Origin of the sequence: Arthrobacter sp. P2b, from assembly GCF_900168295.1 — a bacterium.
GTDB lineage: Bacteria > Actinomycetota > Actinomycetes > Actinomycetales > Micrococcaceae > Arthrobacter.
On record NZ_FVZL01000011.1, the window covers coordinates 82,676 to 108,981 of the forward strand.

Here is a 26,306-nt window from a genome sequence, read left to right on the forward strand (position 1 = left end):
TCCTATTCCTCGTCACCCTCTGCGCCCAGCGCTTCGTTCTCGGTCCAGGTCCGCTTGGGCCCGGTCAGGACGATGTCCCAGTTGTAGCCCAGCGCCCATTCGGGCTCGGTGAGGCTGTGGTCATAGTTGGCCACCAGCCGGTCGCGGGCGTCCTGGTCCACGATGGTCTGGTAGATGGGGTCCAGCGGGAACAGCTGGTCCCCGGGGAAGTACATCTGGGTGATGATGCGCTGGGTGAACTCGGTGCCGAACAGCGAGAAGTGGATGTGCGCGGGACGCCAGGCGTTCAGGTGGTTCTTCCACGGGTAGGCGCCGGGCTTGATGGTGGTGAACCGGTAGGAGCCGTCCGGGCCGGTGATGCAGCGCCCGATGCCGGTGAAGTTGGGGTCGATCGGCGCGGGGTGCTGGTCGCGCTTGTGGATGTAGCGGCCGGAGGCGTTGGCCTGCCATATCTCCACCAGTTGCCCGGCTACCGGGCGGCCGTCGCCGTCCAGGACCTTGCCGGCGACGATGATCCGCTCGCCCTGGGGTTCGCCGTTGTGCTGGATGGTGAGGTCCGATTCCAGCGCGTGCACGTCCTGGTGCCCAAAGGCCGGCGAGTACAGCTCGATGGTTTCCGGGTCCGCGTGGTGCAGGCTCTTGGTGGGGTGGCGCAGGATGCTGCTGCGGTACGGCGGGTAGTCCAAGCGGGGCTGGGTCTCGGCCGGGGCACCGTCTTTGAGTGCCCGCTTGTAGGCGTCGGCCAGGCCGTTGATCTCGTCGCTGAGGTCCTGCTGTGTTTCCACGGCGCGGTCCAGCTGCGCGTGTCCTGCCTTGGGTTCGGCAGCCGGTACAAGCTCGTCCGTCTGCGCGGTTGTTTCGTGCGGCATGGCTGGCTCCTTTCTGGTGTTCTGTCTCGTTGGGGAAGGTGTGCGGGTCTGGTGGTCAGTGCCGCTGGAGGGACGCGTGCTGGCGGTGGTCGTACTGGACGGCATGCCGGACCGGGGCGTTGGGGGCCCCGTACCCGTCGTAGTTGCCGCGGCGTTCCACCATCTCGAAGAACACGCTGCCCACGGTGGCGGTGTAGAAGTGCAGGAATTCCCCGCTGGCATCGCGGTCGTACAGGAGGTTGAGTTCCTGCAGGGTGGCCAGGAACCCGGGTTCCAGGTCGAACCGGGCATCGAGGTCCTCGTAATAGTTGGCCGGGATCTGCAGGAACTCCAGGCCCCGCTCCCGGGCGGCACGGGCGGTGGCGACGAGGTTGTCCACGGCGAAGGCGATGTGTTCCTGGTAGGTTTTCCGGACTTCGCTCTGCGCCTGCTGCGCCGGTGCCAGGTTCAGCACCAGCCGCACGGCGCCGTCGGTGGTCTGCATGACCTGTGAGCGGACCAGCCCGCTGGGGCTGGGAACCTCGGCGAAGGGCTGCGGCTCCAGGGCCAGGGCGCTGGTGTAGAAGAGCACGGCTTCGTCAAAGTGCTGCCACGGCTGCGCCAGGTTTACGTGGTCGATGACGGCGCCGGCTCCGCTCGAGGAGCGCTCCAGACCCTCGCCGAGCTCACCGGCCTGCCCGAATTCCGCAGTCCAGGCGGCGGTGCCGTCCGGGCTGCCCTGGCACAGGAAGATTTCGGTGGAGTCCGGGGCCGAGATGCCCTGGAACACTTCCTCGTCGGCCTGGACCTTGCGGGCCACCACCGGCGCCTTGAGCTGCTGGGCCCGGGCGGAGGCAATGACCGGCGAATCGACGTCGAAGCCCAGCGCGGCGATGGCGGGTTCGGCATGCGAGGCCGCCTGCTCGTTGATGATCACGCGGGCCTGGCCCATGGTCCAGAGCTGGACGTCCTTGGTGCGGTGCCGGCCCTCGAATGCGAAGCCGAGCTGGCCCAGGAGCTTTTCGAGCTGCGCGGTATCGTCCGCCTTCACCTCGGCGAAGTTGAAGCCGGCCGGTTCGTTCACCTTGGGCAGGGTGGCCAGTTCCATGGGATACCGACGGCGGATGGCGGCACTGCCGCCCCCTTCGGCTTCCGCCGCGGCGGCGAGCCATTTGGCGCTTTGTTCCTCCAGCCAGATCAGCGAGCGCATGGCGTCCACGGCGGTACGTTCGACATCGGACTGGCGGAAGACGTCGTTGAAGACCTCCAGGGAGACCGGGCCGGTGTAGCCGGCGCGGACCACGTGGCCCATGAATTTGGCGAGCTCGAACTGGCCCTCGCCCGGAAACACGCGGTAGTGGCGGCTCCAGGAGAGAACGTCCATGGTGAGTTTCGGGGCATCTGCCACCTGGACGAAGAAGATCTTGTCCGCGTTGATGTCCTCGATGGGCGCCGTATCCCAGTCGCGGGACAGGATGTGGAAGGAGTCCAGGCAGGTCCCAAGGTTGGGATGGTCCACCATCTCCACCAGGCGGTAGGCGTGCTCGTAGTCGTTGACGTACTTGCCCCAGGCCAATGCTTCGTAGGCCACCTTGATGCCGTGGTCGCCGGCCAGCTCGGCAAGCTGCGCCAACTGTGAGGCCCTGAGTCCGTCGTCGTCAATGGTTGCCGTGGCAACGTTGGAGCAGACCAGGATGGTGTCCATGCCAAGGCGGGACATCAGCCCGAATTTTGCCTCGGCCCGCCGGAGGTTGGCCTTGAGCAGGTCCGGGGTGACGCCGTCGAAATCGCGGAACGGCTGGTAGAGGTCAAGGCCAAGGCCCAGGTCCGCGGCCATCTTGCGGACGTCCTCGGGGCTGAGGGTGGAGGTGACCAGGTCCTGCTCAAAGATCTCGATGCCGTCGAACCCTGCAATGGCGCAGGCCTGCATCTTTTCCTTCAGCGTGCCGGAGAGGCAGACGGTGGCGATTCCGGTGCGCATCAGGCTGCCACCTCCTCGGCGGCCACGAGTTCCAGGAAATGCGAGCGCATGCGTTCCGGATCCGGTTCCAGTCCGGTGAAGATCCGGAAGGCGTCGGCGGCCTGGCCCACTGCCATCCGGCCTCCGTCCAGCACGGCGCAGCCCTTGGCCCGGGCGCCCCGGACCAGTTCGGTGTCGATGGGGCGGTAGACGATGTCCGCAACCCAGTGCCTTGCTTCCAGCAGGCCAAGGTCCAGCGGGACGCCGGGGTGCGCGGCCATGCCCACGGGGGTGCAGTGCACCAGGCCGTCGGTGAGCGGCATCAGCTGCGGCAGCTCCGCCGTCGTATGGGCTGTGACGGTGCTGTCCGGGAAGAAACCGGCGAGTTCGGCGGCGCGCTCGGCGGCGCGCTCAGGAGCCACGTCCACCAGGTCGAGTGCCTTGACGCCGGCGGAGAGCAGGGCGTAGGCGACGGCTGAACCGGCACCGCCGGCACCGAGCTGGACCACGCGGTCCAGCTTCGCGCCGGGCAGGCCGGAGGCGAGGGCGGCTCCGAAGCCGGAGAAGTCGGTGTTGTGGCCGATGAAGCGGCCGTCCTCGATCACCACGGTGTTGACGGCGCCAAGTTTCAGGGCGTCCGGGGAGATGACATCCAGGTACTGCAGGACCAGCTGCTTGCAGGGGTGGGTGATGTTCAGTCCGTTGAAGCCGAGGGTGCGGGCGTTCTGGAGCAGCTGGCCGACGGATTCGCCCGGCAGGCGGAGTTCCAGGAGGTCGATGGGGCGGTAAAGGTAGCGCAGGCCCTGCACATCACCTTCGCGTTCGTGCATGTAGGGGGTGAGTGACGGCGTCACGCCATCGCCGACCAGTCCCACGAGGTAGGACTCAGTTCGATTACTCATCCGTGCAGCTCCTTTGATAACGGCACCGGAAGCGGACGTCCGCGCGTGGCGGAAGGTGCGGTTCCGGTGTTGGAAATAACAGTACAACAATTGTTCATCTATCGCACTAGCGTTCGTAATGCGAACAGTTAGCGTTGCGGCAGCCGTGCGGCCAGCTCCGCGGCAGCGTCCTGCAGCAGCGGCACGTGCGCTTCCAGTGCCTCCAGGCTCAGGCGGAAGACCGGAACCGCAGTGGCCAGGGAGGCAAAAGCATGGCCCTGGCCATTCAGCAGGGGCACGGCAACGGCGCGCATGCCGGCCTCGTTCTCCTCGTCCATCACCGCGTAGCCCCGGCGGCGCGTGCGTTCAATCTCGTCGCGGAACAGCTGCCTGTCGGTGATGGATTTGTCGGTCAGTGCCTCGAGCGGCAGCTCCGCCAGCAGCCGCTCGCGCTCCGCATCCTCCGCGAAAGCCACCAGGGCCTTGCCCACGGCGGTGGTGGAGAGGGAGCCCAGATGCCCGGGGTCGGAGGTGACGCGGAAGATCTGCGGGCCGTCCACCTTGTTGACGGTGAGGTGATGGTTCCCGTCGCGGACGCTCAGAATGGTCGCCTCGCCCGTCTGCTCGGTCACGCGCCGCAGCACGGGCATGGCCGTGCCGGCAAAGCCGTGGTGGTTTGAAACCCGCTGGCCCAGCTGGAAGATCCGCAGCCCAAGATGGTAGCGGCGGCCATCGGGTTCATAATCCACGAACCCGTCCCGGGCCAGCGAGCCAAGGAGCCGGTAGGTGGTGCTGAAAGGCAGCTCCGCGCGGCGTGAGATCTCCGCCGCGCTGGCGCCCCGGGGCTCATCCCCCAGGAGGACCAGGAGGCTCAGCGCCTTGCCCACCATGTCAGTACGGTCGGCCTTTTTCCCTGCCGCCCCGGACTCGCCGGCTTCAGCGGGAACATCATCGGCCACTGTGGTTTGGTTCACACTCATAACTCGATGTTGCCACAATGTGAGAGCTATTTCTAGATCGTGATTATTTTCTTGACAGGTGACAGTCCTCACAGCCATCATTGCTGTATCGCACAAGCAGCTCTCACCATGCGGCTACTTGTCCCGGATCTACTGTTCGATCCAGCGCATAGCGCCCCCCGCCCGCACCCAGGCGGCTGCGACCAAGTTTTAAATTCGCGACAATGTCGTCACACAAAGGAACTCCATGAGCCAGACACTTCCGTCCGCCGGAGCGGGCACCGCCACCCATGGCGGGACGCCCAAGAAGGCGGCCCTCGCCAGCTTCCTGGGCAGCGCCGTCGAATACTACGACTTCTTCATCTTCGGCTCCGCAGCCGCGCTGATCTTCCCCACCGTCTTCTTCCCGGACGCTGATGCCAACGCCGCCATCATGTCCTTTGCAACCTTTGGTTTCGCCTACGTGGCGCGCCCCGTGGGCGCCGTGATCCTGGGCCACTTCGGCGACCGGGTGGGCCGGCGGAAAGTCCTGATGTTCACCCTGCTGCTCATGGGTGCCTCCACGTTCCTCATCGGCTGCCTGCCCGACTTCAACACCGTGGGCTGGTGGGCTCCGGCACTGCTGGTGCTGGCGCGGCTCTGCCAGGGCCTTTCCGCCGCCGGCGAGCAGGCCGGCGCGTCCTCCATGACCCTTGAGCACGCCCCGGACAACCGCCGCTCCTTCTTCACCTCCTGGACCCTCACCGGCACCCAGGGCGGCCAGATCCTCGCAGCCCTGGTCTTCATCCCCGTCCTCGCCCTCCCGGACGAGATCAAGTACGGCATCGGCTGGCGCATCCCGTTCTGGCTCAGCGCCGTCGTGGTGGTTGTTGCCTTCTTCATCCGCCGCACCCTGCACGAGCCCCCCGCGTTCGAGGAAGCCCAGAAGTCCGCCCAGATCTCAAAGCTCCCCGTGGCCGACCTCCTCAAGGCCCACTGGCGCGACGTCCTGCGCGTTATCTGCTGCGCCTTCATCGCCGCCGTTTCCACCGTGTTCGGCACCCTCGCCATCAGCTACGCCAAGACCGTTGCCGGCGTTGACGGCACCACCACCCTCTGGCTCGTGGTGGGCGCCAACCTGGTGGCCCTGGGCACCCAGCCACTGTTCGGCATGCTGGCGGACAAGATCGGACGCAAGCCGGTGTTCATCTACGGCGCGCTCTCCAGCGCCGCCCTCACCCCGCTATTCCTGCTCAGCCTCGAATCCGGCAGCGTCCCCCTGATGTTCCTCGCCGCCATCGGCTTCTTCTCCTGCGGTTACGCCGCCTCCAACGCCGTCTGGCCGTCCTTCTACGCCGAGATGTTCAGCACCAAGGTCCGCTTCTCCGGCCTGGCCATCGGCACCCAGCTGGGCTTCCTGATGGCAGGCTTCGCACCGGCCATCGTTGCAGCCATGGGCGGCATCAAGCCCGGCGGCTGGGTCCAGATCAGCGTCTTCACCGCCGTCATCTGCTCCATCGCGGCCATCTCGGCCCTTACTGCCAAGGAAACCTTCAAGGTTCCCACCCAGCAGCTCGGCCTGAAGTAGGCCGCCGGCGCGTACCTTCCCGCCCGGTTGCTTTCCGAAAGCCCGCCGTTCCGCCTGCACTGGCCCAGGAACGGCGGGCTTTCGCGTGTCCGGGCCGCCGGCCGGGTGGGTACCAACCGGGCAGGAAGGTACGACGACGGGTGGCAGGCGGAGCCGCGGCCTCACCTTCCCGCCGCTGAACAGGCACGTCATCAGATTCTCCAATTAGAGGCAGGGAAGGCTACCCTAAGTAGTCCCCTCTTTTTCCTGCCCTTCCCCGGGGCGGCCCTGCTAGGCGGTTTCTGTGCGTTCCTTCCTTCGTCCCCGCGTCCTCGTGGCAGCCCTGGCCACCCTTACGCTGGCCGGCTGCGGCTTCAGCGGCAACCAGGCCCAGCCTGCGCAGAGCACTGCAGCCGCGGACACCAGCCAGCGGATTGTGGTGGACAACTTCCGGGCACCGGTAGCCAACTGGGCCGTCGAATCCGACGCCGCCTACATCCTTTCCCTCTCCGGCTGCCTCGAAACCCTTACCAAATACGACCAGGCCGAGGGCAAAGTAGTTCCCTTCCTGGCCACAGAATGGAAGCAGAGCTCCCCGCTGGACTGGGACTTCAGCATCCGGCAGGACGTTTCCTTCCAGGACGGCACCGCACTCACAGCGGAGTCCGTAGTGGCCGCACTGAACCACGTCCTGGACGCCAAGGTGCCCGCCCGCGCCTTCAACCGCACCATGATCAGCAGCGTCACCGCGCTGGACGCCACCACCGTCCGGGTGAGCACCCCCGCCGAGAACCCCCTGGTCCCGTACCGCCTGGCCAGCGTCAACACCGGCATCCTGGCCCCCGCTGCCTACAAGGACGCCGAAGTGAACCCGTTCGGCCACTGCACCGGCCCCTTCACCCCGGTGTCGGAAAAGGCCAAGCAGTCGCTGACGCTGGACCGCAATGAAAACTACTGGGGCGGCGACGTCCAGCTGGCCGGCGCAGAAATCAGGTTCATCACCAACGGTGCCACCCGCGCCGCGCAGGTGCAGACGGGTGAAGCGGACATCTCCCTGTCCATTCCCGTGGCCAGCCTCGCCGCCCTGAAGAGCGCTCCGGGCGTCACCGTGCTGGGTGCCGATTCGCCGCGCACCGCCACGCTGTACATGAACAACGGCCGCGCACCGCTGGACAACGTCGATGTCCGCAAGGCGATCCGGGACTCCCTGGACCTGGATGCCCTGGCTGCAAGCGTCTACGAAGGCGCTGCCCTTCCCGCCACCGGTCCGTTCGCGCCGTCCGAGCCCTGGGCCGGCGAAGGCCAGGAGAAGCACAAGCAGGATCTCGACGAAGCCCGCAAGCTGCTGGCGTCCGCCGGCTACACCGCGGATCGTCCATTGGAAATCATCGCCATCGTGGAGCGCGCGGAATTCGCCGACGTTGCCGCAGTCATCCAGGAGAACCTGAAGAACATTGGCATCCCGTTGTCCATCCAGGCCAAGGAATACGCCTCGGCGGAACCGGACGTCATGGCCGGCAACTACGACATGCTTCTCAGCCAGCGGAACCGGCTGATCGACATCGCGGACCCCATCGGTTTCCTCACCGCGGACTACACCTGCAAGGGCACCTACAACCTGAGCCACTTCTGCGATGGGGAGTACGACAGGATCATCGCCGAAGCTGCCACAACCATTGATGCCAACGAACGCTACAAGCTGTACGCGGAAGCAGGCCGGATCCTCAAGGACAAGGCGGTCAACGCCTGGCTCGTGAACGAACAGGCCACCGACGCGGTCCGCACCAACGTCCTCTCCTACGTCCAGGACCCGCTGTCCCGCTACGTCCTGACGGCGAACACGGCAAAGTCCGCCTCCTAGTCCTCCGGGATACACCGCATGCTGCAGTTCATCACCAAACGGACCGCCACCCTGCTGGCCGCCGTTGCCGTGTCCTCCTTTGCGGTGTTCCTGATCCCCTACGTCACCCCGGGCGATCCTGTCCGGAAGATCATCCGCTCGCGGGTGGCGGGGGATGCGGTGGATGAGTCGGCTGTCCGGGGCCTCGCCGAGAGCCTGGGCCTGAACGACCCCCTGGCCGCGCAGTACCTCCGCTGGCTGGGCGATTTCTTCACCGGCGACATGGGGCTGTCCTTTGTCAGCCGGACTCCCGTGGCGGAGCAGGTGCTGCCGGCACTGACCGTCACGTTGAGCCTGGTGGCCATGTCGCTGGCGCTGGCCGCGGCGGTGGCCCTTCCGCTCGGCATCATCTCCGGGCTCCGGCCGGGCAGCATGGCGGACAAGGCAATTACCGCCGTCACGCAGGCCTTCATTGCGATGCCGGAATACTGGGTGGCGCCCGTCCTGGTCCTGGTGTTCGCCCTCAAGCTGTCCGTGCTGCCCACCGCCGGCTGGAACGACCTCTCATCGGCTGTGCTTCCGGCCCTGACCCTGGCCCTGCGGCCCATCAGCTTCTTCACCTCCGCGGTCCGTGCCGGAATCATCGACGCCGCCGGTGCCGACCACGTCGCGGCGGCCCGGGCGCGCGGCCTGAGCCATGCACAATCCATCCTGCGGCACGTCATTCCGAACGGACTGGTGCCCCTGTCCACCCTCTTCGCCGTGTGGTTCGCCGGGCTGTTGGGCGGTTCGGTGATCGTGGAGGTGATCTTCGCCGTGCCGGGCATGGGAAGGCTGCTCTTTGACTCCGTGATCAACAGCGATATCCCGCTCGCCCAGGGCGGGGTGGTAGTGGTTGTGGCCCTCGCCGTCGGCGTGACCACCCTGGCGGACTTCGTCCACCGCTTCCTCAGCCCCACAGTGGGAGACTCCCTTGCGTAGCCGGAGCATAGTCACCACCCTCGCCGCGGCAGTCCTTGCCCTGATCGTCCTGGCGGTGCTGCTGGCGCCGTGGATCTCGCCCTACCCGCCGGCGCAGCAGAACCTGGCGCAGCGCCTGGCTGCGCCCTCGGCCGCGCACTGGCTGGGCACGGACAACCTGGGACGGGACACCCTGAGCCGGATCCTGGAGGGCGGCCGGTTCTCCATGTCGGTGGCCGCACTGGCCACCGTGCTGACCTGCCTGCTGGGGGTGGCGGTCGGAATCGTCAGTGCGCGGCGGCGCGGCTGGGTGGATGAATTCCTGACCCGCACCAATGACGTCCTGCTCGCACTGCCGGAAATGGTGGTGGCGCTGTTCATCGTGGCTGCGCTCGGCACCGGGTTCGGTCCCCTGCTGCTGGCGCTCACGGTCACAGGCTGGACGCCCTTCGCCCGGCTGGCCAGGACCCTGGCCTATGACATCTCCGCCCGCGGCTTCGTGGACGCCGCACGCGTGGTGGGCTGCACGCCGTCGTTCATCATTTTCCGCCATGTCCTGCCCCACCTCGCCGCCCCCGTCCTGGGCCAGGCGACGCTGCGGTTCGGGCACCTGCTGATCAGCGTGGGCGCCCTCTCCTACCTGGGGCTCGGTGTCCAGCCGCCGCAGTCCGACTGGGGCTCCATGCTGGCCGCCGCCCAGCCCTTCGCCGACCGCGCGCCGCTCGGCATCCTTGCCCCGGGCCTTGTCATCTTCACCGTGGCCCTCTGCGTCACGCTGCTGGGCCAGCGCGCGGCGCGCATGGCAGCCGCTCCCCTGCTGATTCCGGCGGCGGCAGACGCATGAGCACGCCGCTGGTCCTCGAGGACCTGGAAGTCAGCCTGACAAGGGACGACGGCGGGCGGCAGGGAAGGCCGCTGCTGTCCAGCGTCTCGCTGTCCGTGGATCCGGGCGAGTTCGTGGCGCTGGTGGGCAGTTCAGGATCGGGCAAGACCCTGACCGCCATGTCCTGCCTCCGCCTGCTCCCGCCGCAGCTGGAGATCACGGTCGGTTCCATCCGGCTTGACGGCCTTGACCTGGTACGGGCCACGGAACCGGAGCTCAATACGGTCCGCGGGGGCCGGCTGGGAATGCTGTTCCAGCAGCCCAAGCGGATGTTCAACCCGAACCGGACCATCGGCCACCACCTTCGGGAGCCCCTGCGCCTTCATGGCGGGCTCCGCGGGCCGAAGGCCAGGGCCAAGGCAGTGGAGCTGCTCGAGGAGGTGGGCTTTTCCGATCCCGTCAGGGGGTTCCGCGCCTACCCCCACCAGCTCTCCGGCGGCATGGCACAGCGCGCCATGACGGCCCTGGCACTGGCCGGGCAGCCGGAGATGCTGCTGGCCGATGAGCCGACGTCCGCCCTGGACAAGGTGCTGGAACGCCAGGTCCTGCAGCTGCTGGACCGCGAACGCCGGGAACGCGGGCTGGGAATCCTGTACATCACCCACAACCTCGCCTCGGTGGCCGCCTACGCGGACAGGGTCCTGGTCATGAATGCGGGCAGCATTGTGGAGGCAGGCCCGGCCCACGAGCTGCTCATCCGGCCGAAAACCGCGTACGCCCGGGATCTCCTGGCGGCAGCGCAGCTTGCCCCGGAGTCCCGGCGCCGTCCGTCCTCGGCGGAGCGTGATGTCCTGGTCCTGGACGGCGTGGGCAAGCGCTTTGGTCCGCGGCGGAAGCCGGGCGGCGCCGCGCTGGACGACGTCTCCCTGTCCCTCCGCCACGGCGAAATCCTGGGCGTGCTGGGCCAGTCAGGTTCGGGAAAAAGCACGCTGGCGAAAGCCATTGTCGGCCTCGACGCTGCCAGCGCCGGGACCATTACCCGGCAGCTGGACGGCGCCGAAGCCCAGCGGCCCACGGCCGTCCAGCTGGTGTTCCAGGAACCGCACAGTGCCTTTGACCCCAGGATGACGCTGCGGGCCAGCCTGCGGGCGCCACTGCTGCCGCGCCGCGGGCTGACACCCGCCCAGCGGGAGGAGCGGATCGCCGCCGCCCTGGCCGAGGTGGAGCTGGACGCCGGGCTGCTGGACAAACGCCCCGGCCAATGTTCCGGCGGACAGCTTCAACGGGCCACCATTGCGCGCGCCCTGCTGCTGGAGCCGCAGGTCCTGATCTGCGACGAAGCCACCTCGGCACTGGACGCACTCACGCAGCGGACCATCCTGAACCTGCTGCTGCGGCTGCAGCGGGAGCGCAACCTGTCCCTGATCGTGATCTCCCACGACATGGATGTGGTGCGGTACATGTGCGACAGGGTTGCCGTCCTGCTCGAAGGCCGGGTGGTGGAGGTGGCCGAAACGCGTGACTTCTTCGCGGCACCCCGGCACCCGCACAGCCGGTCCCTGGTGGCAGCCTCCATCCCCTGCCGTGCGGACGGCCTGTGGACCATGCTGGACGCCCGGAACCATGCCGCACGGGCGGGGCTGGAGCGGCAGGCCGCGGAAGGCTAGGACCGGCCGGTCGCCAGCACCGACGCCAGGTCAAAGTTGACGGGCTCCTCCAGCTGCGCGTATGTGCAGGACTCCGGGTCCCGGTCCGGCCGCCAGCGGTTGAACTGCGCCGTGTGGCGGAACCGGTCACCCTCCATGTGGTCGTACCGGACCTCCACCACGAGCTCGGGACGCAGCGGCACAAAGGACAGGTCCTTGCCGGCGCTCCAACGGCTGCCCTCGGCGTTGCGCGGCGTCCGCTCACCCTCTTCCTGCTTGCCCCACGCCCAGGGGTGGCCCTCGAAATCCGTGACCAGCGGCTGGAGCTGTTCGTACAGTTCCTTGCGCCGCTTCATGGGGAAGGCGCCGATGACGCCCACACTGGCCAGGCCGCCGTCGTCCTTGTACAGGCCCAGCAGCAGCGAACCGATGCTGTCCGGGCCACTCTTGTGCACCCGGTAGCCTGCCACCACGCAGTCCGCGGTGCGCTCGTGCTTGATCTTGAACATCACGCGCTTGTCCGGCTGGTAGGTGCCGCCCAGGGGCTTGGCCACAATGCCGTCCAGGCCTGCCCCCTCGAACTGGCTGAACCATTGCCCCGCGATGTCCTTGTCAGTCGTCGCGGCGGTGAGGTGGACCGGGGCCTTGCTGCCCGCGAGCGCCTTCTCCAGCGCCGCCCGCCGTTCAGCGAATGGCCTGCCCGTGTAGTCGTCGTCCCCCAGCGCCAGGAGGTCGAACGCCACGAAGGAGGCCGGTGTCTGCCCGGCCAGGAGCTTGACCCGGCTGGCCGCGGGATGGATGCGCTGCTGCAGGGCGTCGAAATCCAGCCGGTCCCCTGAGGCGCCCACCAGCACGATCTCGCCGTCGATCACGCACCGTGGCGGGAGGTTCTCCTTCAGCGCCGCCACCAGCTCGGGAAAGTAGCGGGTCATGGGCTTTTCGTTGCGGCTGCCGATCTCCAGGTCGTCACCGTCACGGAAAATGATGGACCGGAAGCCGTCCCATTTGGGCTCGTAGCTGAGGTCGCCCTCCGGGATGCCGCTGACGGACTTGGCGAGCATGGGCGGGACGGGCGGCATCACGGGAAGTTCCATGCTGCCCATTCTTGCCCGGCGACCGCCCTTCACGGAACCCCGCAGGTGGCCGTGTCAGCGGCTCAGCCGGCCAGCAGCCAGACGATCAGGACCAGCGCCGGCGCGGCGGCCGCCGTCGAGAGGAGGATGGTCTCCCGTGCCACCGCCCCTCCCCGGCCGTACTTGCTGGCGAAGAGGAACGCGTTCTGGGCGGTGGGCAGCGCGGCCATGAGCACCACGCCCAGGAGCATCTGCTGGTCCAGGTTGAACAGGAAGCGCCCGACGACGAACGCCACCGCCGGCATCACCAAGGACTTGAGTGCCGTGGCTGTAAGGATCTCCGCCGTATGCCCGCCGCTTTTCAGCATGCGCGTGCCGCGCAGCGACATTCCGAATGCCAGCAGCACCACCGGCACGGCGGCTCCGCCCAGGAGGGTCAGCGGTGCCATCACCGGCTCGGGAAGCTCCACGTTGAAGGCAGCGAGGACCACACCCAGGAGGGAGGCGATGATCATGGGGTTCCGGAACGGCTGGGTGAGCAACAGCCGCGGCGAGAAGCGGCCCGCGGCAGAAAGATCCAGCAGCGTCAGGACCAGCGGGGCCAGCAGGAGCAGCTGGACCAGCAGCACCGGTGCCACCGGGGTTGCGTCGCCCAGGGCGTAAAGCGTGATGGGAATGCCGATGTTGTTGGCGTTGACATAGGAACTCGCCATGGCGCCAATGGCCGTTTCCGCCAACGAACGGCGGAACCACAGGCGGCTGACGATGACGTACAGCAGGGCGGTGGCCGCGGCCGTGATCAGCGCGAGCGGCACGTAGGCGGAAAAGACCACCGAGATGTCCGATTCCAGCACCACCGTGAAGAGCAGGACGGGATTGGTGATGAAGAAGGCGGTCCGCGTCAGCGCCGACACCGTCGCCTCGCCGCCCAGCCCGCAGCGCGCGGCAAGATATCCCACGGCAATAACGACGCCGATCACCGCCAGCCCGATCAGCACGCCGCCCATCCGAGGCACTTCCTTCCCGTCTTTCCGCCTCCCGCCGGGAAGGCGGAAAGGCAGTACTACAAGTTACAAACTTATCCGACAAGCAGGCTCGCGCCGGCACCGCTGGACCCGGGCCCTCGACACGGCACCACTACGGACGGTAGAGGTTAACGATGGTTACCCTCGGTTTTCACGCATCGCATGAACAGATCAGTCCCGGCCAGTTGCTCAAGGACGTCCAGCACGCGGAGCGCGCCGGCTTCGATGCCGCCATGTGTTCGGACCACATTGAGCCCTGGTCCGCACGCCAGGGGCATTCGGGCTTCGCCTGGTCCTGGCTGGGCGCCGCCTTGGCCACCACCAATTTGAGGTTCGGGGTGGTGACGGCACCGGGCCAGCGCTACCACCCGGCCATCATCGCCCACGCCTCCGCCACGCTGTCCAGCATGTTCCCGGACCGGTTTTGGTTCGCGCCCGGCAGCGGGGAGAACATGAACGAGCACATCACCGGTGACGGATGGCCCGCAAAGGATGTCCGCCAGCGGCGCCTGGAGGAGTGCGTGGACGTGATCCGCCGCCTCCACCGCGGCGAGGAGGTCACCCACCGCGGGCTGGTGACCGTGGAGCAGGCACGGATCTGGGACGTTCCGGAGAATCCGCCGCCGCTGATTGCTCCCGCTGTCAGCGTGGACACCGCCCGCCGTGCCGCCGCCTGGGCCGACGGCCTGGTCACCGTCAATCAGCCGGCCGCGAAACTACGGGAGGTGCTGGCCGCGTACCGGGACAACGGCGGGCGGGGAAAGGCGGTGCTGCAGGTCCACCTGTCCTGGGCGCCGCGTGAAGCTGACGCCGCCGCCATCGCCCTGGACCAGTGGCGGACCAATACCTACGATCCGCCCATCCCCTGGGACCTGCCCACGGCCGGGCACTTCGACCTGGTGGGCGAACACGTCACAGAGGATCAGGTCCGCAAGACCGTGAACGTGTCATCGAGCCTGGACCAGCACGTTGAGTGGCTGGCGGAGTACGCCGGGCTGGGCTTCGACGAGCTGTACCTGCACTTCGTGGGGCAGGAGCAGGCTCCCTTCATCGACGCGTTTGCGGCGGAGGTCCTGCCCCGGCTGCGCGCAGCCGGTGTCCCGCAGCTTGCCGGTGCCTCCAGCGAACCGGCCGCCGGGGCGTCCGCATGAGGATCGCCGAGACTTCCGACCTCTGGTGGAAAAACGCTGTCATCTACTGTCTGGACGTGGAGACATTCTTTGACGACGACGGCGACGGCCTGGGTGACTTCGCGGGCCTCACCCAGCGCGTGGACTACCTGGCCGCCCTGGGCGTGACGTGCATCTGGCTCATGCCGTTCTACCCGTCCCCCGACCGGGACGACGGCTACGACGTGACCGACTTCTTTGGCGTGGATCCCCGGCTTGGCACGCTGGGAGACGTGGTGGAGTTCATCCGGGCCGCCAAGGACCGCGGCATGCGCGTAATTGCCGACTTCGTGGTCAACCACACCTCGGACCAGCACCCATGGTTTGTCGAGGCACGGAAATCAACCGACAACCCGTACCGGGACTTCTATGTGTGGCGGAAGGACACTCCCCCGGACACGTCCTCAGAGGTGGTGTTTCCCGGGGAGGAGGACTCCCTCTGGACGCAGGATGAGGCCACCGGAGAGTGGTACCTGCACATGTTCGCCAAGCACCAGCCGGACCTCAACGTCACGCACCCCGGGGTCCGTGACCAGATCGCGAAGGCCATGGGGCTCTGGCTGGAACTGGGGCTGGACGGTTTCCGGCTGGACGCCGTGCCGTTCTTCCTGGAGACCCGGGGCCAGCCCAAGGACGAGGCGGCCAACCTGGATCCGCACGAATACCTCGCCGCGCTGCGCAGCTTCGTCAGCCGGCGCAACGGCAGTGCGGTGCTCCTGGGCGAAGTGAACCTGCCGTACAGGGAACAGGTGGAGTACTTCGGCGGGCCGGAGGGCAATGAGTTGAACATGCAGTTCGACTTTATGTCCATGCAGCACATCTACCTGTCGCTGGCCCGGCAGGACGCCCGTCCGCTCGCGGAAACGCTCAAGAGCCGCCCGCCGCTCCACCCGGACAACCAGTGGGCCATGTTCGTGCGCAACCACGATGAACTGACGCTGGACAAGCTCAGCGACGGCGAGCGGGAAGAGGTTTTTGCCGCCTTCGGGCCGGAGAAGAACATGCAGATCTACGGCCGTGGCCTGCGGCGGCGGCTCCCCCCGATGCTCGGCGGCGACCAGGAGCGCCTCCGGATGGTGTATTCCCTGATGTTCTCCCTGCCCGGCACCCCCGTGCTGTTTTACGGCGAAGAGATCGGCATGGGCGAGGACCTTCGGCAGAAGAGTCGTGCTGCGGTACGTACGCCCATGCAATGGACCAGCGAAAAGAACGGCGGATTCTCCACCGCAAAGGCCTCCGACCTGGTGGCACCCCTGGCCAGGGACGAGTACGGGCCGGAGCTCGTCAACGCCGCAGCCGCGAAGCGGGATCCGAACTCGCTGTTCAACTTCATGTCCACCCTGATCCACCGGTACCGCGAATCCCCGGAACTGGGGTGGGGGGAGTTCGCCGTCCTCGACCAGCCCGAACCCGCCGTGTTTGCGCATACGTGCAGTTCCGACGGCGGCATGCTGGTCCTTTTGCACAACCTGGGCGAAGGCGCGGAAAACATCCATGCCTGCCTCAGCCCGCCGGACGGCTCCGGGCGGGGGTACAGGGACGCTGTCCTGCTGGACCTGTTCGACGGCGACAATATTCCCCTGGAGCCCGACGGCAGCTTCAGCGTCAAGCTGGAACGCTACGGCTACCGCTGGTACCGCCTGCACCGGAAAGGCGACCGGCTGGCTCCCTAACGCTCCGGCACTTAACGGGGACGCCCGACGTCGGCCTTTATGAAAAGATCAACCATGCGCGCCATGCAACACTCCAGCAAACTCCAGAACGTCCGGTACGAACTCCGCGGGCCCATCCTCCAGGCTGCCAAGAACATGGAGGCCGAGGGGCACCGGATCCTCAAGATGAACCTCGGGGACACCGCCCCGTTCGGACTGGAGACGCCGGAGTCCGTGGTGGTGGACATGATCCACCACCTGCGGGGCGCGCAGGGCTACAGCGATTCCAAGGGCATCTTCTCGGCCCGGACGGCCATCTCGCAGTATTACCAGACCCGGGGCCTGATGCAGATTGGCGTGGAGGACATCTTCATCGGCAACGGCGTCAGCGAGCTCATCTCCATGTGCCTGCAGGCGTTCATGGAGAACGGGGACGAAATCCTGGTCCCCGCACCGGACTATCCCCTCTGGACGGCCGCCGTCACCCTGACAGGGGGCGTGCCCGTGCACTATCTCTGCGACGAGGCCGAAAACTGGTGGCCTGATATGGCCGACGTCGAGGCCAAGATCACCAGCCGCACCAAGGGGATCGTGATCATCAACCCCAACAACCCAACCGGTGCCGTGTACCCCCGGCACGTGCTGGAGCAGTTCGCGGCGCTGGCCCGGAAGCACAACCTGGTCCTGTTCTCGGACGAGATCTACGAAAAGGTGCTGTACGAAGACGCCCAGCACATCCACACCGCATCCGTGGCCGAGGACGTGTGCTGCCTGACGTTCAGCGGCCTGTCCAAGGCCTACCGCATGCCCGGCTACCGGGCGGGCTGGGTGGCGGTCACCGGGCCGCTGGCCGCCACCGCCGCCTACCGGGAGGGCCTGGAGCTGCTGGCGTCCCTGCGGCTGTGCCCGAACGTTCCCGCCCAGCACGCCATCCAGACGTGCCTTGGCGGTTATCAAAGCATCGAGGCGCTGGTCCAGCCGGGCGGGCGGCTGCGGGAACAGCGGGACCTGGCGTTCAAGCTCCTCACGGCCATTCCCGGCGTTACCTGCGTCCCGGCGTCGGGGGCCATGTACCTCTTCCCCCGCCTGGACCGGGACCTGTACCCGATCGCCAGCGACGAACAGTTCGTCCTGGACCTCCTGCAGGAACAGAAGATCCTGGTCTCCCACGGCTCGGCGTTCAACTGGCCGGCGCCGGACCACTTCCGGTTCGTGATCCTGCCGTCGGTGCTGGACATCGAGGAGGCAGTGGGCCGGATCTCCACGTTCCTGTCCGGCTACCGCAACCGCGCGGCGGCCTAGCCGGAGCGCTGCCTGCGGGCGTCGGCCAGCCGAAGCAGGGTCCCGGCTTCCGCCACGATCAGGTCCTGGGTGGAGGCGGAAACGGTGACGCTGCGCCTGCTGTCCTGCTCCTGGTTCCGGATGCCGACGGCGATGGCGCTCATCAGGTCCGCATCCTCCGCAGTGGCAAGGTCACTGCCGATGAGCTGGACCAGCACCTTCAGCCCGGCCAGCCGGCGCTGCGGATCAGCGTCGTTGAGGGCGGAATCAATGGCCCACTGCGCGCGTTTCCACCACTGGTCCCGCCGGTCTGCCCGGTCCCGCTGCCGGTACGCCAGGAAGGCGACCAGCACCACACCGAACGTTGCCAGCGGCGCCAGCGCCGCCGCAGCCAGCACCGACGTCCAGATCCCCTGCACGATCTCCATGGGACTACCTTAGGGGCCGCCCGCGCCGGCCCCGCGGACAACTGCCGTGCCGGAGAAACACCGCCGGTTCGAAGAACTAACCGGTACCTAACCGCGGGGAAACCAGCACGCAACATTGCCCGGCCACACTGGTAGTGCAGGCAAGAGCCGGCACCAGCCCCAGCCAGGAGGCCCCGCCATGATGAAGAAAGCGACCACGCATGTAACCAGAGTCCGCGCCCTGGACCAGCTCCACCGCGGTGATGAAATCGAAGCCCGCCTTTCCGTTGGGCCTTCCTACGACGATGTGGTGATCCGCCGCGGCAGCGTCCAGGAAACGGCGCCGGGCATCGGCGTCGTCTGGATCATGGACCGGGTCACGGGCCTGCGGAAAGCGATCAATACGGACGAATGCAGCGTGTGGCGGGTCGCCTGAGGCCGGCCGCCTTTAAACCTTTCCGGGGCACTACACACCGCGGAGGCGGGCGCAGTCAGTAAGGACTGCCCGCAACCGCGGCGGAGTGGCGCTCAGCCGCCGGCCACCGACTGGATGATCAGCACCTCCTGGCCCGGCACTACCTCGGTGTCCAGCCCCCGCAACCGCCGCACCTCATCGCCGTCCACGTAAACATTGACGAAGCGGCGCAGCGCGCCCGTTTCGTCGCGCAGCCGCCTGGCAAGCACCGCGTAGCCGGAGGTCACGGAATCCAGCAGCTTTTCCACCGTCATCGGCCCGTCGGCGGGCGCAGTCAGTACGGACTGCCCGCCGGCCAGTGGCTGCAGGACGCCGGGAAGCACCACCGTGATGTCAGGCACCGGCCACCGCTGCGGCCCGCACGCAGAGAACGTCCGGCAGGTGGGCTGCCACTTCCCTGAACTTTTCGCCCTCGTCAGCACTTGCGTAGACGCTGCCGCCGCGCGTGCCGAAGTACACGCCGGCAGGCTCCGCCGTGTCTACCGAGGCAGCGTCGCGCAACACGCTGTTGTACTCCGCCGTGGGCAGCCCGGAGGACAGCCGAGTCCAGGTGGATCCGGCGTCGTCCGTGCGGTGGACGGCGAGTTCGCCGTCGGGGGGAATGCGTTCCCCGTCTGCTTTCAGCGGCACAACCCAGGCCGTTCCCTCGCGGCGCGGATGGGTCAGCATCACAAAACCGAAGTCGGCCGGCAGCCCGTCGGCTATCGAGGTCCAGGTGTCCGCATTGTCGTCGGTGCGGTACACGCCGTGGTGGTTCTGCGCGTACAAGCGTCCGTCCACCGCGTGGTCCGCCGCGATTTTGTGGACGCATTGGCCGAACTCGGGGTTGGGGTCCGGCATGAAGTAGGCGGAGATCCCCTTGTTGCGGGCCTCCCAGGAGGTGCCGCCGTCGAGCGAGCGGTACACGCCGCCGGTGCTCATGGCTACGTGGACCGTTTCCCCGGCCGGGTGGACCACAATGGAATGGGCGGCCGCGCCGCCGTAGCCTGCACCCCATTCGCTGCGGTGCGGATGGTCCCACAGGCCCCGGTTCAGTTCGAAGTGTTCGCCGCCGTCCGTGGACTTCCACACCGAGATGGGTTCCGCTCCTGCCCACACCACTCCCGGACGGGAATCGGCATCGGGATAGATCTGCCAGATGCGCTCCAGCGCGGCGCCGGTGTCCTCCGGAAATTTGATGGCGCCCTGTTCCGGCTCGGACCAGGTGGCACCGAGATCATCGGAGTGTGCAACGGTGGGACCCCAATGCTCGTTCCGGACGCCCACCATGATCCGGGTGCGGCCGTCCCTGGTGTCAATCCCGATGCTGGGAACCTCGCTCATGAGGAAATGCGGGCCGGTAAACGACCAGTCGCGCCGGTCCTGGCTGGTGGCCAGCCACAGCCCTTTTTTGGTGCCGATCGCTAAGACAAAACTCTCTGCGGTTGCCATGCCCACCATGCAACCACCGCGGTGGGCTGCCCGCAACGACTTTTGGCTAGTCCACGAACTCCGACTGCGTCTCGATAAAGTCCCAGTCGTCCTCCGTCAGCACCGCTGCCGGATTGTCCGGGTGGGGCCCGCCCGCTTCGGCGATACCCTGCAGCACCGGAAGCGGCAGTTCCTCCGCACGAAGGTTCTCCCGCAGCCATTCCTTGGTCTCAAGATCCAGGTCCAGCCACCACATGTAGATTTCCATGACGTCCACGCACCCTTTCGTTTGCTTCAACGTTAGGCGCGGCGCTTTTCGTGGACAAGGCTCATCCTGCCCGGCAAGTAGCCCGGGCCAATGTTCGGGTACGCACAAGTAGCCGGGCCTCCGGACGCAGGCAAAAGACGAGTACTTCCTACTGGCGACCGGCCCCCGCCGTCGCTCCTAGCCTGAAACCTCAAGCAAGCTGACCGTGTGCTGGGGCATCGGCGTCACCGCTGGCCCTCCTCAACATGGTCCGTTTCACGTCACACTGGGGAGAAGAATTATGAAACGCACCATCATCACTGCGGGGGTGTTGGGGCTGGGACTGGTCGGCCTGACCGCCCCCGCCATGGCAGCATCCGACAACCTCAGCCTCTGTCACGCGAAAGCAGGGGGCGGTTACACCTCCAACAACATTGACGATTCCGGGCTCCATGGCCACGATCATCACGGCGATGACATCATCCCGCCCAATGAGCACTTATGGGGCGGACAGAACTGGGACGCTGCCGGGATCGCAATCCATGCCGGCGGTTGCGTTGCCGCCGCCGTCGTAGTGCCTCCGGTCGTCGTGCCGCCGGTTATGCCTCCTGTGGTGGTGCCGCCAATCGTCGACGAGCAGCCGCCCGTCGTCGAACCTCCCGCCGTCACGCCGGTGGTGGATCCGCCTGTTGAGGTGCCGGCCGTCGTCGTTGAACCGCCCGCAGGCGCTCCGATTGCCAATCCTCCGGCTGCTGCCGCGCCTGCGTCCGGTGCCGTGGTGGTTCCCGCGCAGCCGGCCGCCGCCGCGCCGCAGGCAGCTCCGCGTGCTGCGGCAACCGCAACCAACAGCCTCGGAACCAACCAGGGGTACAACGCCCAGACTGCGGTCGGCGGCGCTGAAAGCTCCCCTGCGTGGCTTGGCGGGCTCGGTGCGCTGATGGCTGCGGGCGCGGCTGTGGCATTGCGCCGCCGTTCCGGCTCCTCCATGGCGAACTGACTCCGGCCGTGCCGCAGCCAGCGGCCACCTGACAAGGAAGGCGTTCCGCCAGTGCCCGGCGGGACGCCTTCCTTCCTTTTCATTCCGATGACAAAGATGAGGAGCACAATGTCCCGGGAACGCAGCCGGCACTCCGCCCAGGTCCGGACCCGCTGGCGCCGCTGGAACCGCGGCGACCTCGCCATCCTGCTGTGCGGCGTCCTTGCCTTCCTGTCCATCACATTCGGCGGGCCGCTGCTCCAGCTGACCCAACCGGCCGCCGTCGGCAGCTCAGCGCCCACTGCCGCCGAAGCGCAGTCTTTGGAGCCGGCGCCCATCGCGGTAACCGACCCGCCGGAAGGAACGGTTGCTGCCCCGGTTGCTCCCGCGACGCCGGCGGAAGGCACGACGGCGGCACCGCCTGTGCAGGAGCCGGCCCTTCCAGCGGCGGCAGCCCCGGTACGCATCCGCTATCCGTCTGCGGGCTTCGATGTGCCGGTGCACCCTTTGCAACCTGACAGTGCCGCACAGGCGAGCCAAACGATTGTGCCGCCCGAGACGAAGGACGGTTACTGGCTTACACCGTTCGGGATGCCCGGAGCCGGGTCGGCCAACACAACCTATGTGATCGGCCATAGCTGGGATGGCGCCGAGGCGCCCTTCAACCACCTCAGTTCCGCCGCCGCAGTGGGCCACCGCTTCGACGTCGACACCACGGCCGGAACCATGACCTACCAGGTGGAGAACGTCACGACGTACCTGAAGTCCAGCCTGAAGGACAGTCCTGTCTGGGACATCGTGCCCAACCGCCTGGTCCTCATCAGCTGCTACACCGAGGACCCGTGGGGAAAGAACGTGGTGGTGACGGCCTCACCTGCGGTTTCTTAAGGAATCGAGGTTCCGTACCTGTTCAGCGGTCTGTCACCGGGCGGACAATGGGCTATGACATCCGAACGATTCAGCGGCACGGCCCCGCTGCTGGTGGGGATCATGCCCCAGCAGCACCCGGAGGTCCTGCAGACCGCGGCGGTCCTCGCCGCCCGGTTGGGCACACCGCTGGTGTGCGCCTACGTGGATGAAGCCAGCTACCTGGTGGAATGGGACCCGGCGCGCTCAGCACACCGGCTTTCCCTGCACCCGGATGCTGACGATGATGACATCCGCGCCCTGACAACCGGACTGAAGGCGGACGTCCAGTCCGCGGTGGAAAAGGTGCCCTCCGGGAGCGGCAGCGTGGAGTGGACGCTCCGCACGCTTTCCGGCGATCCGGCCCGGGCATTGGGCCGGTTGGCGGCGGAAACCAACGCGCCGATGATTATTGTCGGTACTTCGGAGCGCGGCTTCTCCCATCGCCTCTCGGAAGCGCTGAACGGATCGGTGGGGGCCTGGCTGAGCCATCACCAAAGCAGGCCGGTACTGGTGGTCCCGTACAAAATGCCCGCCCACGAGGACCGGGCTTAAGCACTGCCGGGACCGCTTTTCAGGCCCTCGAATAATAAAGCGAAAGTAGTTATTCGCAGTGCTGGCGGAGGGCGCTACCAGCCAGTAAGCTGATTCAAGCAGGCCGGATCCACCTGAGGTGGATCCCGCGTTTGCCCAAAAGCTGCTCCGGAGTGCGTATCCCCCAATAACGCACTCCGGAGCTTTTTTGTGCCCAGAGCCGGTGACCCCCCGCATACCCCCAGGGGGTACTTGCCCTTATACCCCCAAGGGGTATAACGTGGACGTATGAACCCTACGGAAGAAGCAGTCGCCGCGCCCGAGGCGGACTCCGCACCGGACCACGGGTACACCGGCAATAAGGAAGCCTACCTCCGGCGCCTGAAGCGCATTGAAGGCCAGGTGCGGGGAATCGCCCGGATGGTGGATGAGGACAAATACTGCATCGACATCCTCACCCAGGTCTCCGCCGTCACCAAGGCCCTGCACGCCGTCAGCCTGGGCCTGGTGGAAGAGCACATCGGCCATTGCGTGGTGGGTGCCGCCTCCGAACCGGACCCGGCCGCCCGCGCCGAAGCCATTGATGCCAAAGTCAAGGAAGCTGCCGACGCCATCGGCCGGCTGCTTCGCTGAAGCTACCCCCAACGCCATCGCCGGCTACCGCCGGCCAGACCCAAAGGAGCCAGCCATGAGCACCACCTCCCCCACCACCACAACCGTCAGCGTCTCCGGAATGACCTGCGGCCACTGCATCTCGGCGGTCAGTGAAGAACTCGAAGCCCTCGCGGGGGTGGAAGCCGTGGACGTCGAACTCAATGCCGGCGGCATCTCCACCGTCACCATCACGTCCGCGCAAGAGCTTTCGCCCTCCGAAATCGGCGAGGCGGTGGCAGAGGCCGGCTACCTGGTCATCGCCAACGAAGCCTAGAAAGGTCCCGGGACAACGGACATGAGTTCCCAGGAACTGCTCCACCCGCCGGGCAACCGGGTGGTGGAGCTGGATATCGAGGGCATGACCTGCGCCTCCTGCGTCAACCGCGTGGAAAAGAAGCTCGGCAAACTCGACGGCGTGCAGGCCTCAGTCAACCTCCCGCTGGAATCCGCCCACGTAACGGTGCCCCCAGGAATCACCGACGAGCAACTCACAGCCACCGTTGAAGCCGCGGGCTACAAGGCAAAAGTCCGCCAGCCGCACCGTCCAAGCCAAAGTGCCGGCCAGGCCACCGATGCCCCAGAAGTAGTACCTGCCGCCGAGGACCACATGGCCCACGCCGCTGCATCACGGCTCCAGCCCCGCCTGATTTTGGCTGCCGTCCTGACGGTGCCCGTGTTCCTGGTCTCCATGTTCCCGGCATTCCAGTTTCCGCACTGGGGCTGGGTGGCGGCTGCCCTGGCGCTGCCGGTGGTGACGTGGGCGGCCTGGCCCTTCCACCGGGCAGCCGCCATCAACGCGCGGCACCTGGCCTCGACCATGGACACGCTGGTATCCATCGGTGTTGCCGCGGCATACCTGTTCTCCGCCTGGCAGCTGTTCCTGGATCCGCGCATGACCGAACACCCGGGCATGGAGGGGATGGAGACCGGTGGCCTGTACTTCGAGGTAGCGGCGGTGGTCACCACCTTCCTGCTGCTGGGCCGGTACCTGGAGGCCACCGCCAAGCAGAAGGCAGGCGACGCCCTGCAGGCCCTCCTCAACCTGGGCGCCAAGGATGCCGCCGTGCTGCGCGGCGGCATGGAACACCGAATCCCGGCGGACCAGCTCCAGGTGGGTGACGTCCTGGTGGTGCGGCCCGGCGAAAAAATTGCGACCGACGGCCTGGTGGTCGATGGGCATTCGGCGGTGGACGCGTCCCTGGTGACAGGTGAGTCAGTACCGGTGGAAGTGGGACCGGACAGCCCCGTGACCGGCGCAACCATCAATACCTCCGGCAGGCTGCTGGTCAAGGCAACACGGGTCGGCTCAGAAACCACCCTGGCGCAGATGGCACGCCTCGTGTCCCAGGCGCAGACCGGCAAGGCACCCATCGCACGCCTCGCCGACCGCATCAGCGCCGTCTTCGTTCCGGTGGTCCTGGCCGTCGCCGCGGCCACCTTCCTGCTGTGGCTCCTGCTGGCCGGCCCGGACCTTGCGGACGGGCTGCGGCCCGCGTTCACCGCCGCCGTCGCCGTCCTGGTCATCGCCTGCCCCTGCGCCCTGGGGCTCGCCACTCCCGTGGGCCTGCTGACGGGCACGGGACGGGGTGCGCAGCTGGGCATCCTCATCAAGGGACCGCAGGTCCTCGAGGACACCCGGTCCGTGGACACCATCCTGCTGGACAAGACCGGGACCGTGACCACGGGCATCCTCGCCGTTGATGCCACAGTGGCATTCGAGGGCTTCCGGGAAGATGAGGTCCTCCGGCTGGCCGGAGCCGTGGAATCGGCATCGGAGCACCCGGTGGCCCACGCCATTGCGGCAGCGGCCAGGGCCGCACAGGCAGCGGACGACGGCGGTTTCCTGCCTCCGGTGCAGAACTTCCGTTCCGCCCCGGGCGGCGGAGTGTCGGGGATCGTGGGCGGGAAGCTGGTGACCGCCGGCAGGACCGGGTGGCTGCAGCACAACGGCATAACGCCCGCCAGTAGTCAGCAGGCGGTACTGGCGGCAGCGGAAGCCGCCGGTGCCACCGCCGTCTGGGTTGCCGTGGATGGGACTCCTGCCGGCATCATCAGCCTGCGGGACACCATCAAGGAAGGCTCGGCCGCAGCGGTGGCCAGGCTAAAGCAACTGGGGCTGCGCCCCATCCTGCTGACGGGTGACAACGCCGCAGTGGCCGCCCAGGTGGCGGCCGCCGTCGGCATCGATTCAAAGGACGTCCATGCCGGTGTCCTGCCGGAAGGGAAAGTCGAGGCGGTCCGCACACTGCAGGCCCAAGGCGCCACCGTGGCCATGGCCGGTGACGGCGTGAATGACGCTGCCGCCCTGGCCCAGGCGGACCTCGGCATTGCCATGGGTTCCGGAACGGACGTGGCCATCGAGGCCGCCGACCTGACGGTGATGGGCAACGACCTCGCGCAGGTGGCCCAGGCCATCGAGCTGTCCCGGAGGACCCTGGCCACCATCAAGACCAACCTCTTCTGGGCGTTCTTCTACAACGCCGTGGGCATCCCGGTAGCCGCACTGGGGCTGCTTAACCCCATGATCGCCGGCGGCGCGATGGCAGCCAGTTCCGTCCTGGTGGTGGCCAACTCACTGAGGCTGCGCAGCTTCGGAAAGCAACAACAGGGCGCGGCAAAAAACTAGTCAGGCCGCGCCGTACCGCACTGCGGCGCGGGCCTTGGCTTTGGCTGCCTCGGTTTCCCGGTCCTTGGGAGGCGCCTGGGAGACCAGGGAATCCAGGAGGTGCTGGGTGATGTGGGCGATCTCGTGCACCGCCTCCTCGAAGGCTTCCTGGTTGGCCTTGGAAGGCTTGGTGCTGCCGCTGACTTTCCGCACATACTGCAGCGCTGCGGCGTGCACTTCCTCGGAAGTGGCGTGCGGCTCGAAGTTGTGGAGGGTTCGGATATTCCGGCACATAAGGCCATGCTAGGCTCTGGAGCGCCTGGGATCGACCCCTCGCGTTGACTCGTTGAAAACCTCCGCGTAGACCGATTCGTTGCCTCATTTGAAAACCTCCGCGTAGCGGCGTGGTTCTCGGGAGCGGCACCGGAT

Annotated in this window: 26 protein-coding genes; 15 read left to right on the forward strand and 11 right to left on the reverse strand. The window is 67.1% G+C overall.

What is annotated here, in order from left to right; all coding sequences use genetic code 11:
- Positions 1-2: 2 nt before the first annotated feature.
- The 4 genes from pcaH to B5520_RS15950 form a co-directional block, all read right to left on the reverse strand.
- Entirely contained in the window at positions 3-869 is an 867-nt protein-coding gene (gene pcaH, locus B5520_RS15935; protein WP_079598059.1) for a protocatechuate 3,4-dioxygenase subunit beta, read from the reverse strand.
- A gap of 55 nt (positions 870-924) precedes the next feature.
- Positions 925-2,829, reverse strand: coding sequence for a bifunctional sugar phosphate isomerase/epimerase/4-hydroxyphenylpyruvate dioxygenase family protein (locus tag B5520_RS15940; RefSeq protein ID WP_079598060.1), 1,905 nt, complete (start codon positions 2,827-2,829; stop codon positions 925-927).
- Positions 2,829-3,710, reverse strand: coding sequence for a shikimate dehydrogenase (locus B5520_RS15945; RefSeq protein WP_079598061.1), 882 nt, complete (start codon positions 3,708-3,710; stop codon positions 2,829-2,831). The genes B5520_RS15940 and B5520_RS15945 overlap by 1 nt, the downstream gene beginning before the upstream one ends.
- A 128-nt stretch (positions 3,711-3,838) precedes the next feature.
- Positions 3,839-4,669, reverse strand: a complete 831-nt coding sequence (locus tag B5520_RS15950) for an IclR family transcriptional regulator (protein WP_176156888.1) — start codon at positions 4,667-4,669, stop codon at positions 3,839-3,841.
- Between the two features lie 226 nt (positions 4,670-4,895).
- Here B5520_RS15950 and B5520_RS15955 point away from each other — a divergent pair, with 226 nt between their 5' ends.
- The 5 genes from B5520_RS15955 (at position 4,896) to B5520_RS15975 (ending at position 11,484) form a co-directional block, all read left to right on the forward strand.
- Positions 4,896-6,215: an MFS transporter gene (locus B5520_RS15955; RefSeq protein ID WP_079598062.1), complete on the forward strand. Its 1,320-nt coding sequence runs from the start codon at positions 4,896-4,898 to the stop codon at positions 6,213-6,215.
- Positions 6,216-6,498: 283 nt separating this feature from the next.
- Positions 6,499-8,055 carry an ABC transporter substrate-binding protein gene (locus B5520_RS15960; RefSeq protein WP_079598063.1) on the forward strand — a complete coding sequence of 519 codons (1,557 nt, stop codon included), beginning with the start codon at positions 6,499-6,501 and terminating at the stop codon, positions 8,053-8,055.
- Between the two features lie 18 nt (positions 8,056-8,073).
- Positions 8,074-9,015 (forward strand): ABC transporter permease, encoded by a 942-nt coding sequence (locus B5520_RS15965; protein ID WP_079598064.1) that lies wholly within the window; start codon positions 8,074-8,076, stop codon positions 9,013-9,015.
- Complete coding sequence (locus B5520_RS15970) at positions 9,008-9,838, forward strand: ABC transporter permease (RefSeq protein ID WP_079598065.1); 831 nt, start codon at positions 9,008-9,010, stop codon at positions 9,836-9,838. Before B5520_RS15965 ends, B5520_RS15970 begins: the two co-directional genes overlap by 8 nt.
- Positions 9,835-11,484 (forward strand): ATP-binding cassette domain-containing protein, encoded by a 1,650-nt coding sequence (locus B5520_RS15975; RefSeq protein WP_079598066.1) that lies wholly within the window; start codon positions 9,835-9,837, stop codon positions 11,482-11,484. Before B5520_RS15970 ends, B5520_RS15975 begins: the two co-directional genes overlap by 4 nt.
- On the opposite strand, the gene B5520_RS15980 is transcribed toward B5520_RS15975, so the two are convergent.
- Positions 11,481-12,557 (reverse strand): ATP-dependent DNA ligase, encoded by a 1,077-nt coding sequence (locus B5520_RS15980; protein WP_079598067.1) that lies wholly within the window; start codon positions 12,555-12,557, stop codon positions 11,481-11,483. The genes B5520_RS15975 and B5520_RS15980 overlap by 4 nt on opposite strands.
- 62 nt (positions 12,558-12,619) lie before the next feature.
- On the reverse strand, positions 12,620-13,543 hold the full coding sequence (locus B5520_RS15985; RefSeq protein WP_079598068.1) for an AEC family transporter: 924 nt from the start codon (positions 13,541-13,543) through the stop codon (positions 12,620-12,622).
- Positions 13,544-13,695: 152 nt separating this feature from the next.
- Here B5520_RS15985 and B5520_RS15990 point away from each other — a divergent pair, with 152 nt between their 5' ends.
- The 3 genes from B5520_RS15990 to B5520_RS16000 are packed head-to-tail and all read left to right on the forward strand — an operon-like array spanning position 13,696 to position 17,684.
- On the forward strand, positions 13,696-14,712 hold the full coding sequence (locus tag B5520_RS15990) for a TIGR03885 family FMN-dependent LLM class oxidoreductase (protein ID WP_079598069.1): 1,017 nt from the start codon (positions 13,696-13,698) through the stop codon (positions 14,710-14,712).
- Positions 14,709-16,403: an alpha-amylase family protein gene (locus B5520_RS15995; protein WP_079598070.1), complete on the forward strand. Its 1,695-nt coding sequence runs from the start codon at positions 14,709-14,711 to the stop codon at positions 16,401-16,403. Before B5520_RS15990 ends, B5520_RS15995 begins: the two co-directional genes overlap by 4 nt.
- A 54-nt stretch (positions 16,404-16,457) precedes the next feature.
- A complete protein-coding gene (locus tag B5520_RS16000; protein ID WP_079598071.1) occupies positions 16,458-17,684 on the forward strand; it encodes a pyridoxal phosphate-dependent aminotransferase in 1,227 nt (408 codons plus the stop codon).
- Here the strand turns inward: B5520_RS16000 and B5520_RS16005 are convergent.
- The gene (locus tag B5520_RS16005; protein WP_079598072.1) at positions 17,681-18,091 is read right to left on the reverse strand and encodes a hypothetical protein; all 411 of its coding nucleotides are present in this window, start codon (positions 18,089-18,091) and stop codon (positions 17,681-17,683) included. The genes B5520_RS16000 and B5520_RS16005 overlap by 4 nt on opposite strands.
- A 178-nt stretch (positions 18,092-18,269) precedes the next feature.
- Between B5520_RS16005 and B5520_RS16010 the strand changes: the two genes are divergently transcribed.
- Entirely contained in the window at positions 18,270-18,506 is a 237-nt protein-coding gene (locus B5520_RS16010) for a hypothetical protein (RefSeq protein WP_079598073.1), read from the forward strand.
- Between the two features lie 92 nt (positions 18,507-18,598).
- Here B5520_RS16010 and B5520_RS16015 read toward each other — a convergent pair whose 3' ends face one another.
- The 3 genes from B5520_RS16015 to B5520_RS16025 are packed head-to-tail and all read right to left on the reverse strand — an operon-like array spanning position 18,599 to position 20,223.
- Positions 18,599-18,886: a MoaD/ThiS family protein gene (locus tag B5520_RS16015; RefSeq protein ID WP_079598074.1), complete on the reverse strand. Its 288-nt coding sequence runs from the start codon at positions 18,884-18,886 to the stop codon at positions 18,599-18,601.
- Positions 18,879-19,985, reverse strand: coding sequence for a glycosyl hydrolase (locus B5520_RS16020; protein ID WP_079598075.1), 1,107 nt, complete (start codon positions 19,983-19,985; stop codon positions 18,879-18,881). The genes B5520_RS16015 and B5520_RS16020 overlap by 8 nt, the downstream gene beginning before the upstream one ends.
- Before the next feature lie 37 nt (positions 19,986-20,022).
- A complete protein-coding gene (locus B5520_RS16025; protein WP_079598089.1) occupies positions 20,023-20,223 on the reverse strand; it encodes a hypothetical protein in 201 nt (66 codons plus the stop codon).
- Between the two features lie 280 nt (positions 20,224-20,503).
- Here B5520_RS16025 and B5520_RS22790 point away from each other — a divergent pair, with 280 nt between their 5' ends.
- The 6 genes from B5520_RS22790 (at position 20,504) to B5520_RS16055 (ending at position 25,898) form a co-directional block, all read left to right on the forward strand.
- The gene (locus B5520_RS22790; protein WP_254865598.1) at positions 20,504-21,199 is read left to right on the forward strand and encodes a hypothetical protein; all 696 of its coding nucleotides are present in this window, start codon (positions 20,504-20,506) and stop codon (positions 21,197-21,199) included.
- 108 nt (positions 21,200-21,307) lie between these two features.
- Entirely contained in the window at positions 21,308-22,066 is a 759-nt protein-coding gene (locus B5520_RS16035; RefSeq protein ID WP_079598076.1) for a class F sortase, read from the forward strand.
- Positions 22,067-22,120: 54 nt separating this feature from the next.
- On the forward strand, positions 22,121-22,639 hold the full coding sequence (locus B5520_RS16040) for a universal stress protein (RefSeq protein ID WP_079598077.1): 519 nt from the start codon (positions 22,121-22,123) through the stop codon (positions 22,637-22,639).
- 267 nt (positions 22,640-22,906) lie between these two features.
- The gene (locus tag B5520_RS16045; RefSeq protein WP_079598078.1) at positions 22,907-23,251 is read left to right on the forward strand and encodes a metal-sensitive transcriptional regulator; all 345 of its coding nucleotides are present in this window, start codon (positions 22,907-22,909) and stop codon (positions 23,249-23,251) included.
- Positions 23,252-23,306: 55 nt separating this feature from the next.
- Entirely contained in the window at positions 23,307-23,546 is a 240-nt protein-coding gene (locus B5520_RS16050; protein WP_079598079.1) for a heavy-metal-associated domain-containing protein, read from the forward strand.
- A 21-nt stretch (positions 23,547-23,567) separates the two neighbouring features.
- Positions 23,568-25,898 carry a heavy metal translocating P-type ATPase gene (locus B5520_RS16055; protein WP_079598080.1) on the forward strand — a complete coding sequence of 777 codons (2,331 nt, stop codon included), beginning with the start codon at positions 23,568-23,570 and terminating at the stop codon, positions 25,896-25,898.
- On the opposite strand, the gene B5520_RS16060 is transcribed toward B5520_RS16055, so the two are convergent.
- Positions 25,899-26,171, reverse strand: coding sequence for a DUF2277 domain-containing protein (locus tag B5520_RS16060; protein WP_079598081.1), 273 nt, complete (start codon positions 26,169-26,171; stop codon positions 25,899-25,901).
- Between the last annotated feature and the right edge of the window lie 135 nt (positions 26,172-26,306).

What these genes read in the sequence shown, in the direction of transcription:
- pcaH (WP_079598059.1), bottom strand. Translation starts at nt 869, where the DNA reads ATGCCGCACGAAACAACCGCGCAGACGGACGAGCTTGTACCGGCTGCC.
- B5520_RS15940 (WP_079598060.1), bottom strand. Translation starts at nt 2,829, where the DNA reads ATGCGCACCGGAATCGCCACCGTCTGCCTCTCCGGCACGCTGAAGGAA.
- B5520_RS15945 (WP_079598061.1), bottom strand. Translation starts at nt 3,710, where the DNA reads ATGAGTAATCGAACTGAGTCCTACCTCGTGGGACTGGTCGGCGATGGC.
- B5520_RS15950 (WP_176156888.1), bottom strand. Translation starts at nt 4,669, where the DNA reads ATGAGTGTGAACCAAACCACAGTGGCCGATGATGTTCCCGCTGAAGCC.
- B5520_RS15955 (WP_079598062.1), top strand. Translation starts at nt 4,896, where the DNA reads ATGAGCCAGACACTTCCGTCCGCCGGAGCGGGCACCGCCACCCATGGC.
- B5520_RS15965 (WP_079598064.1), top strand. Translation starts at nt 8,074, where the DNA reads ATGCTGCAGTTCATCACCAAACGGACCGCCACCCTGCTGGCCGCCGTT.
- B5520_RS15975 (WP_079598066.1), top strand. Translation starts at nt 9,835, where the DNA reads ATGAGCACGCCGCTGGTCCTCGAGGACCTGGAAGTCAGCCTGACAAGG.
- B5520_RS15980 (WP_079598067.1), bottom strand. Translation starts at nt 12,557, where the DNA reads ATGGAACTTCCCGTGATGCCGCCCGTCCCGCCCATGCTCGCCAAGTCC.
- B5520_RS15985 (WP_079598068.1), bottom strand. Translation starts at nt 13,543, where the DNA reads ATGGGCGGCGTGCTGATCGGGCTGGCGGTGATCGGCGTCGTTATTGCC.
- B5520_RS15990 (WP_079598069.1), top strand. Translation starts at nt 13,696, where the DNA reads ATGGTTACCCTCGGTTTTCACGCATCGCATGAACAGATCAGTCCCGGC.
- B5520_RS15995 (WP_079598070.1), top strand. Translation starts at nt 14,709, where the DNA reads ATGAGGATCGCCGAGACTTCCGACCTCTGGTGGAAAAACGCTGTCATC.
- B5520_RS16000 (WP_079598071.1), top strand. Translation starts at nt 16,458, where the DNA reads ATGCGCGCCATGCAACACTCCAGCAAACTCCAGAACGTCCGGTACGAA.
- B5520_RS16005 (WP_079598072.1), bottom strand. Translation starts at nt 18,091, where the DNA reads ATGGAGATCGTGCAGGGGATCTGGACGTCGGTGCTGGCTGCGGCGGCG.
- B5520_RS16010 (WP_079598073.1), top strand. Translation starts at nt 18,270, where the DNA reads ATGATGAAGAAAGCGACCACGCATGTAACCAGAGTCCGCGCCCTGGAC.
- B5520_RS16020 (WP_079598075.1), bottom strand. Translation starts at nt 19,985, where the DNA reads ATGGTGGGCATGGCAACCGCAGAGAGTTTTGTCTTAGCGATCGGCACC.
- B5520_RS16025 (WP_079598089.1), bottom strand. Translation starts at nt 20,223, where the DNA reads ATGGAAATCTACATGTGGTGGCTGGACCTGGATCTTGAGACCAAGGAA.
- B5520_RS22790 (WP_254865598.1), top strand. Translation starts at nt 20,504, where the DNA reads ATGAAACGCACCATCATCACTGCGGGGGTGTTGGGGCTGGGACTGGTC.
- B5520_RS16035 (WP_079598076.1), top strand. Translation starts at nt 21,308, where the DNA reads ATGTCCCGGGAACGCAGCCGGCACTCCGCCCAGGTCCGGACCCGCTGG.
- B5520_RS16040 (WP_079598077.1), top strand. Translation starts at nt 22,121, where the DNA reads ATGACATCCGAACGATTCAGCGGCACGGCCCCGCTGCTGGTGGGGATC.
- B5520_RS16045 (WP_079598078.1), top strand. Translation starts at nt 22,907, where the DNA reads ATGAACCCTACGGAAGAAGCAGTCGCCGCGCCCGAGGCGGACTCCGCA.
- B5520_RS16050 (WP_079598079.1), top strand. Translation starts at nt 23,307, where the DNA reads ATGAGCACCACCTCCCCCACCACCACAACCGTCAGCGTCTCCGGAATG.
- B5520_RS16055 (WP_079598080.1), top strand. Translation starts at nt 23,568, where the DNA reads ATGAGTTCCCAGGAACTGCTCCACCCGCCGGGCAACCGGGTGGTGGAG.
- B5520_RS16060 (WP_079598081.1), bottom strand. Translation starts at nt 26,171, where the DNA reads ATGTGCCGGAATATCCGAACCCTCCACAACTTCGAGCCGCACGCCACT.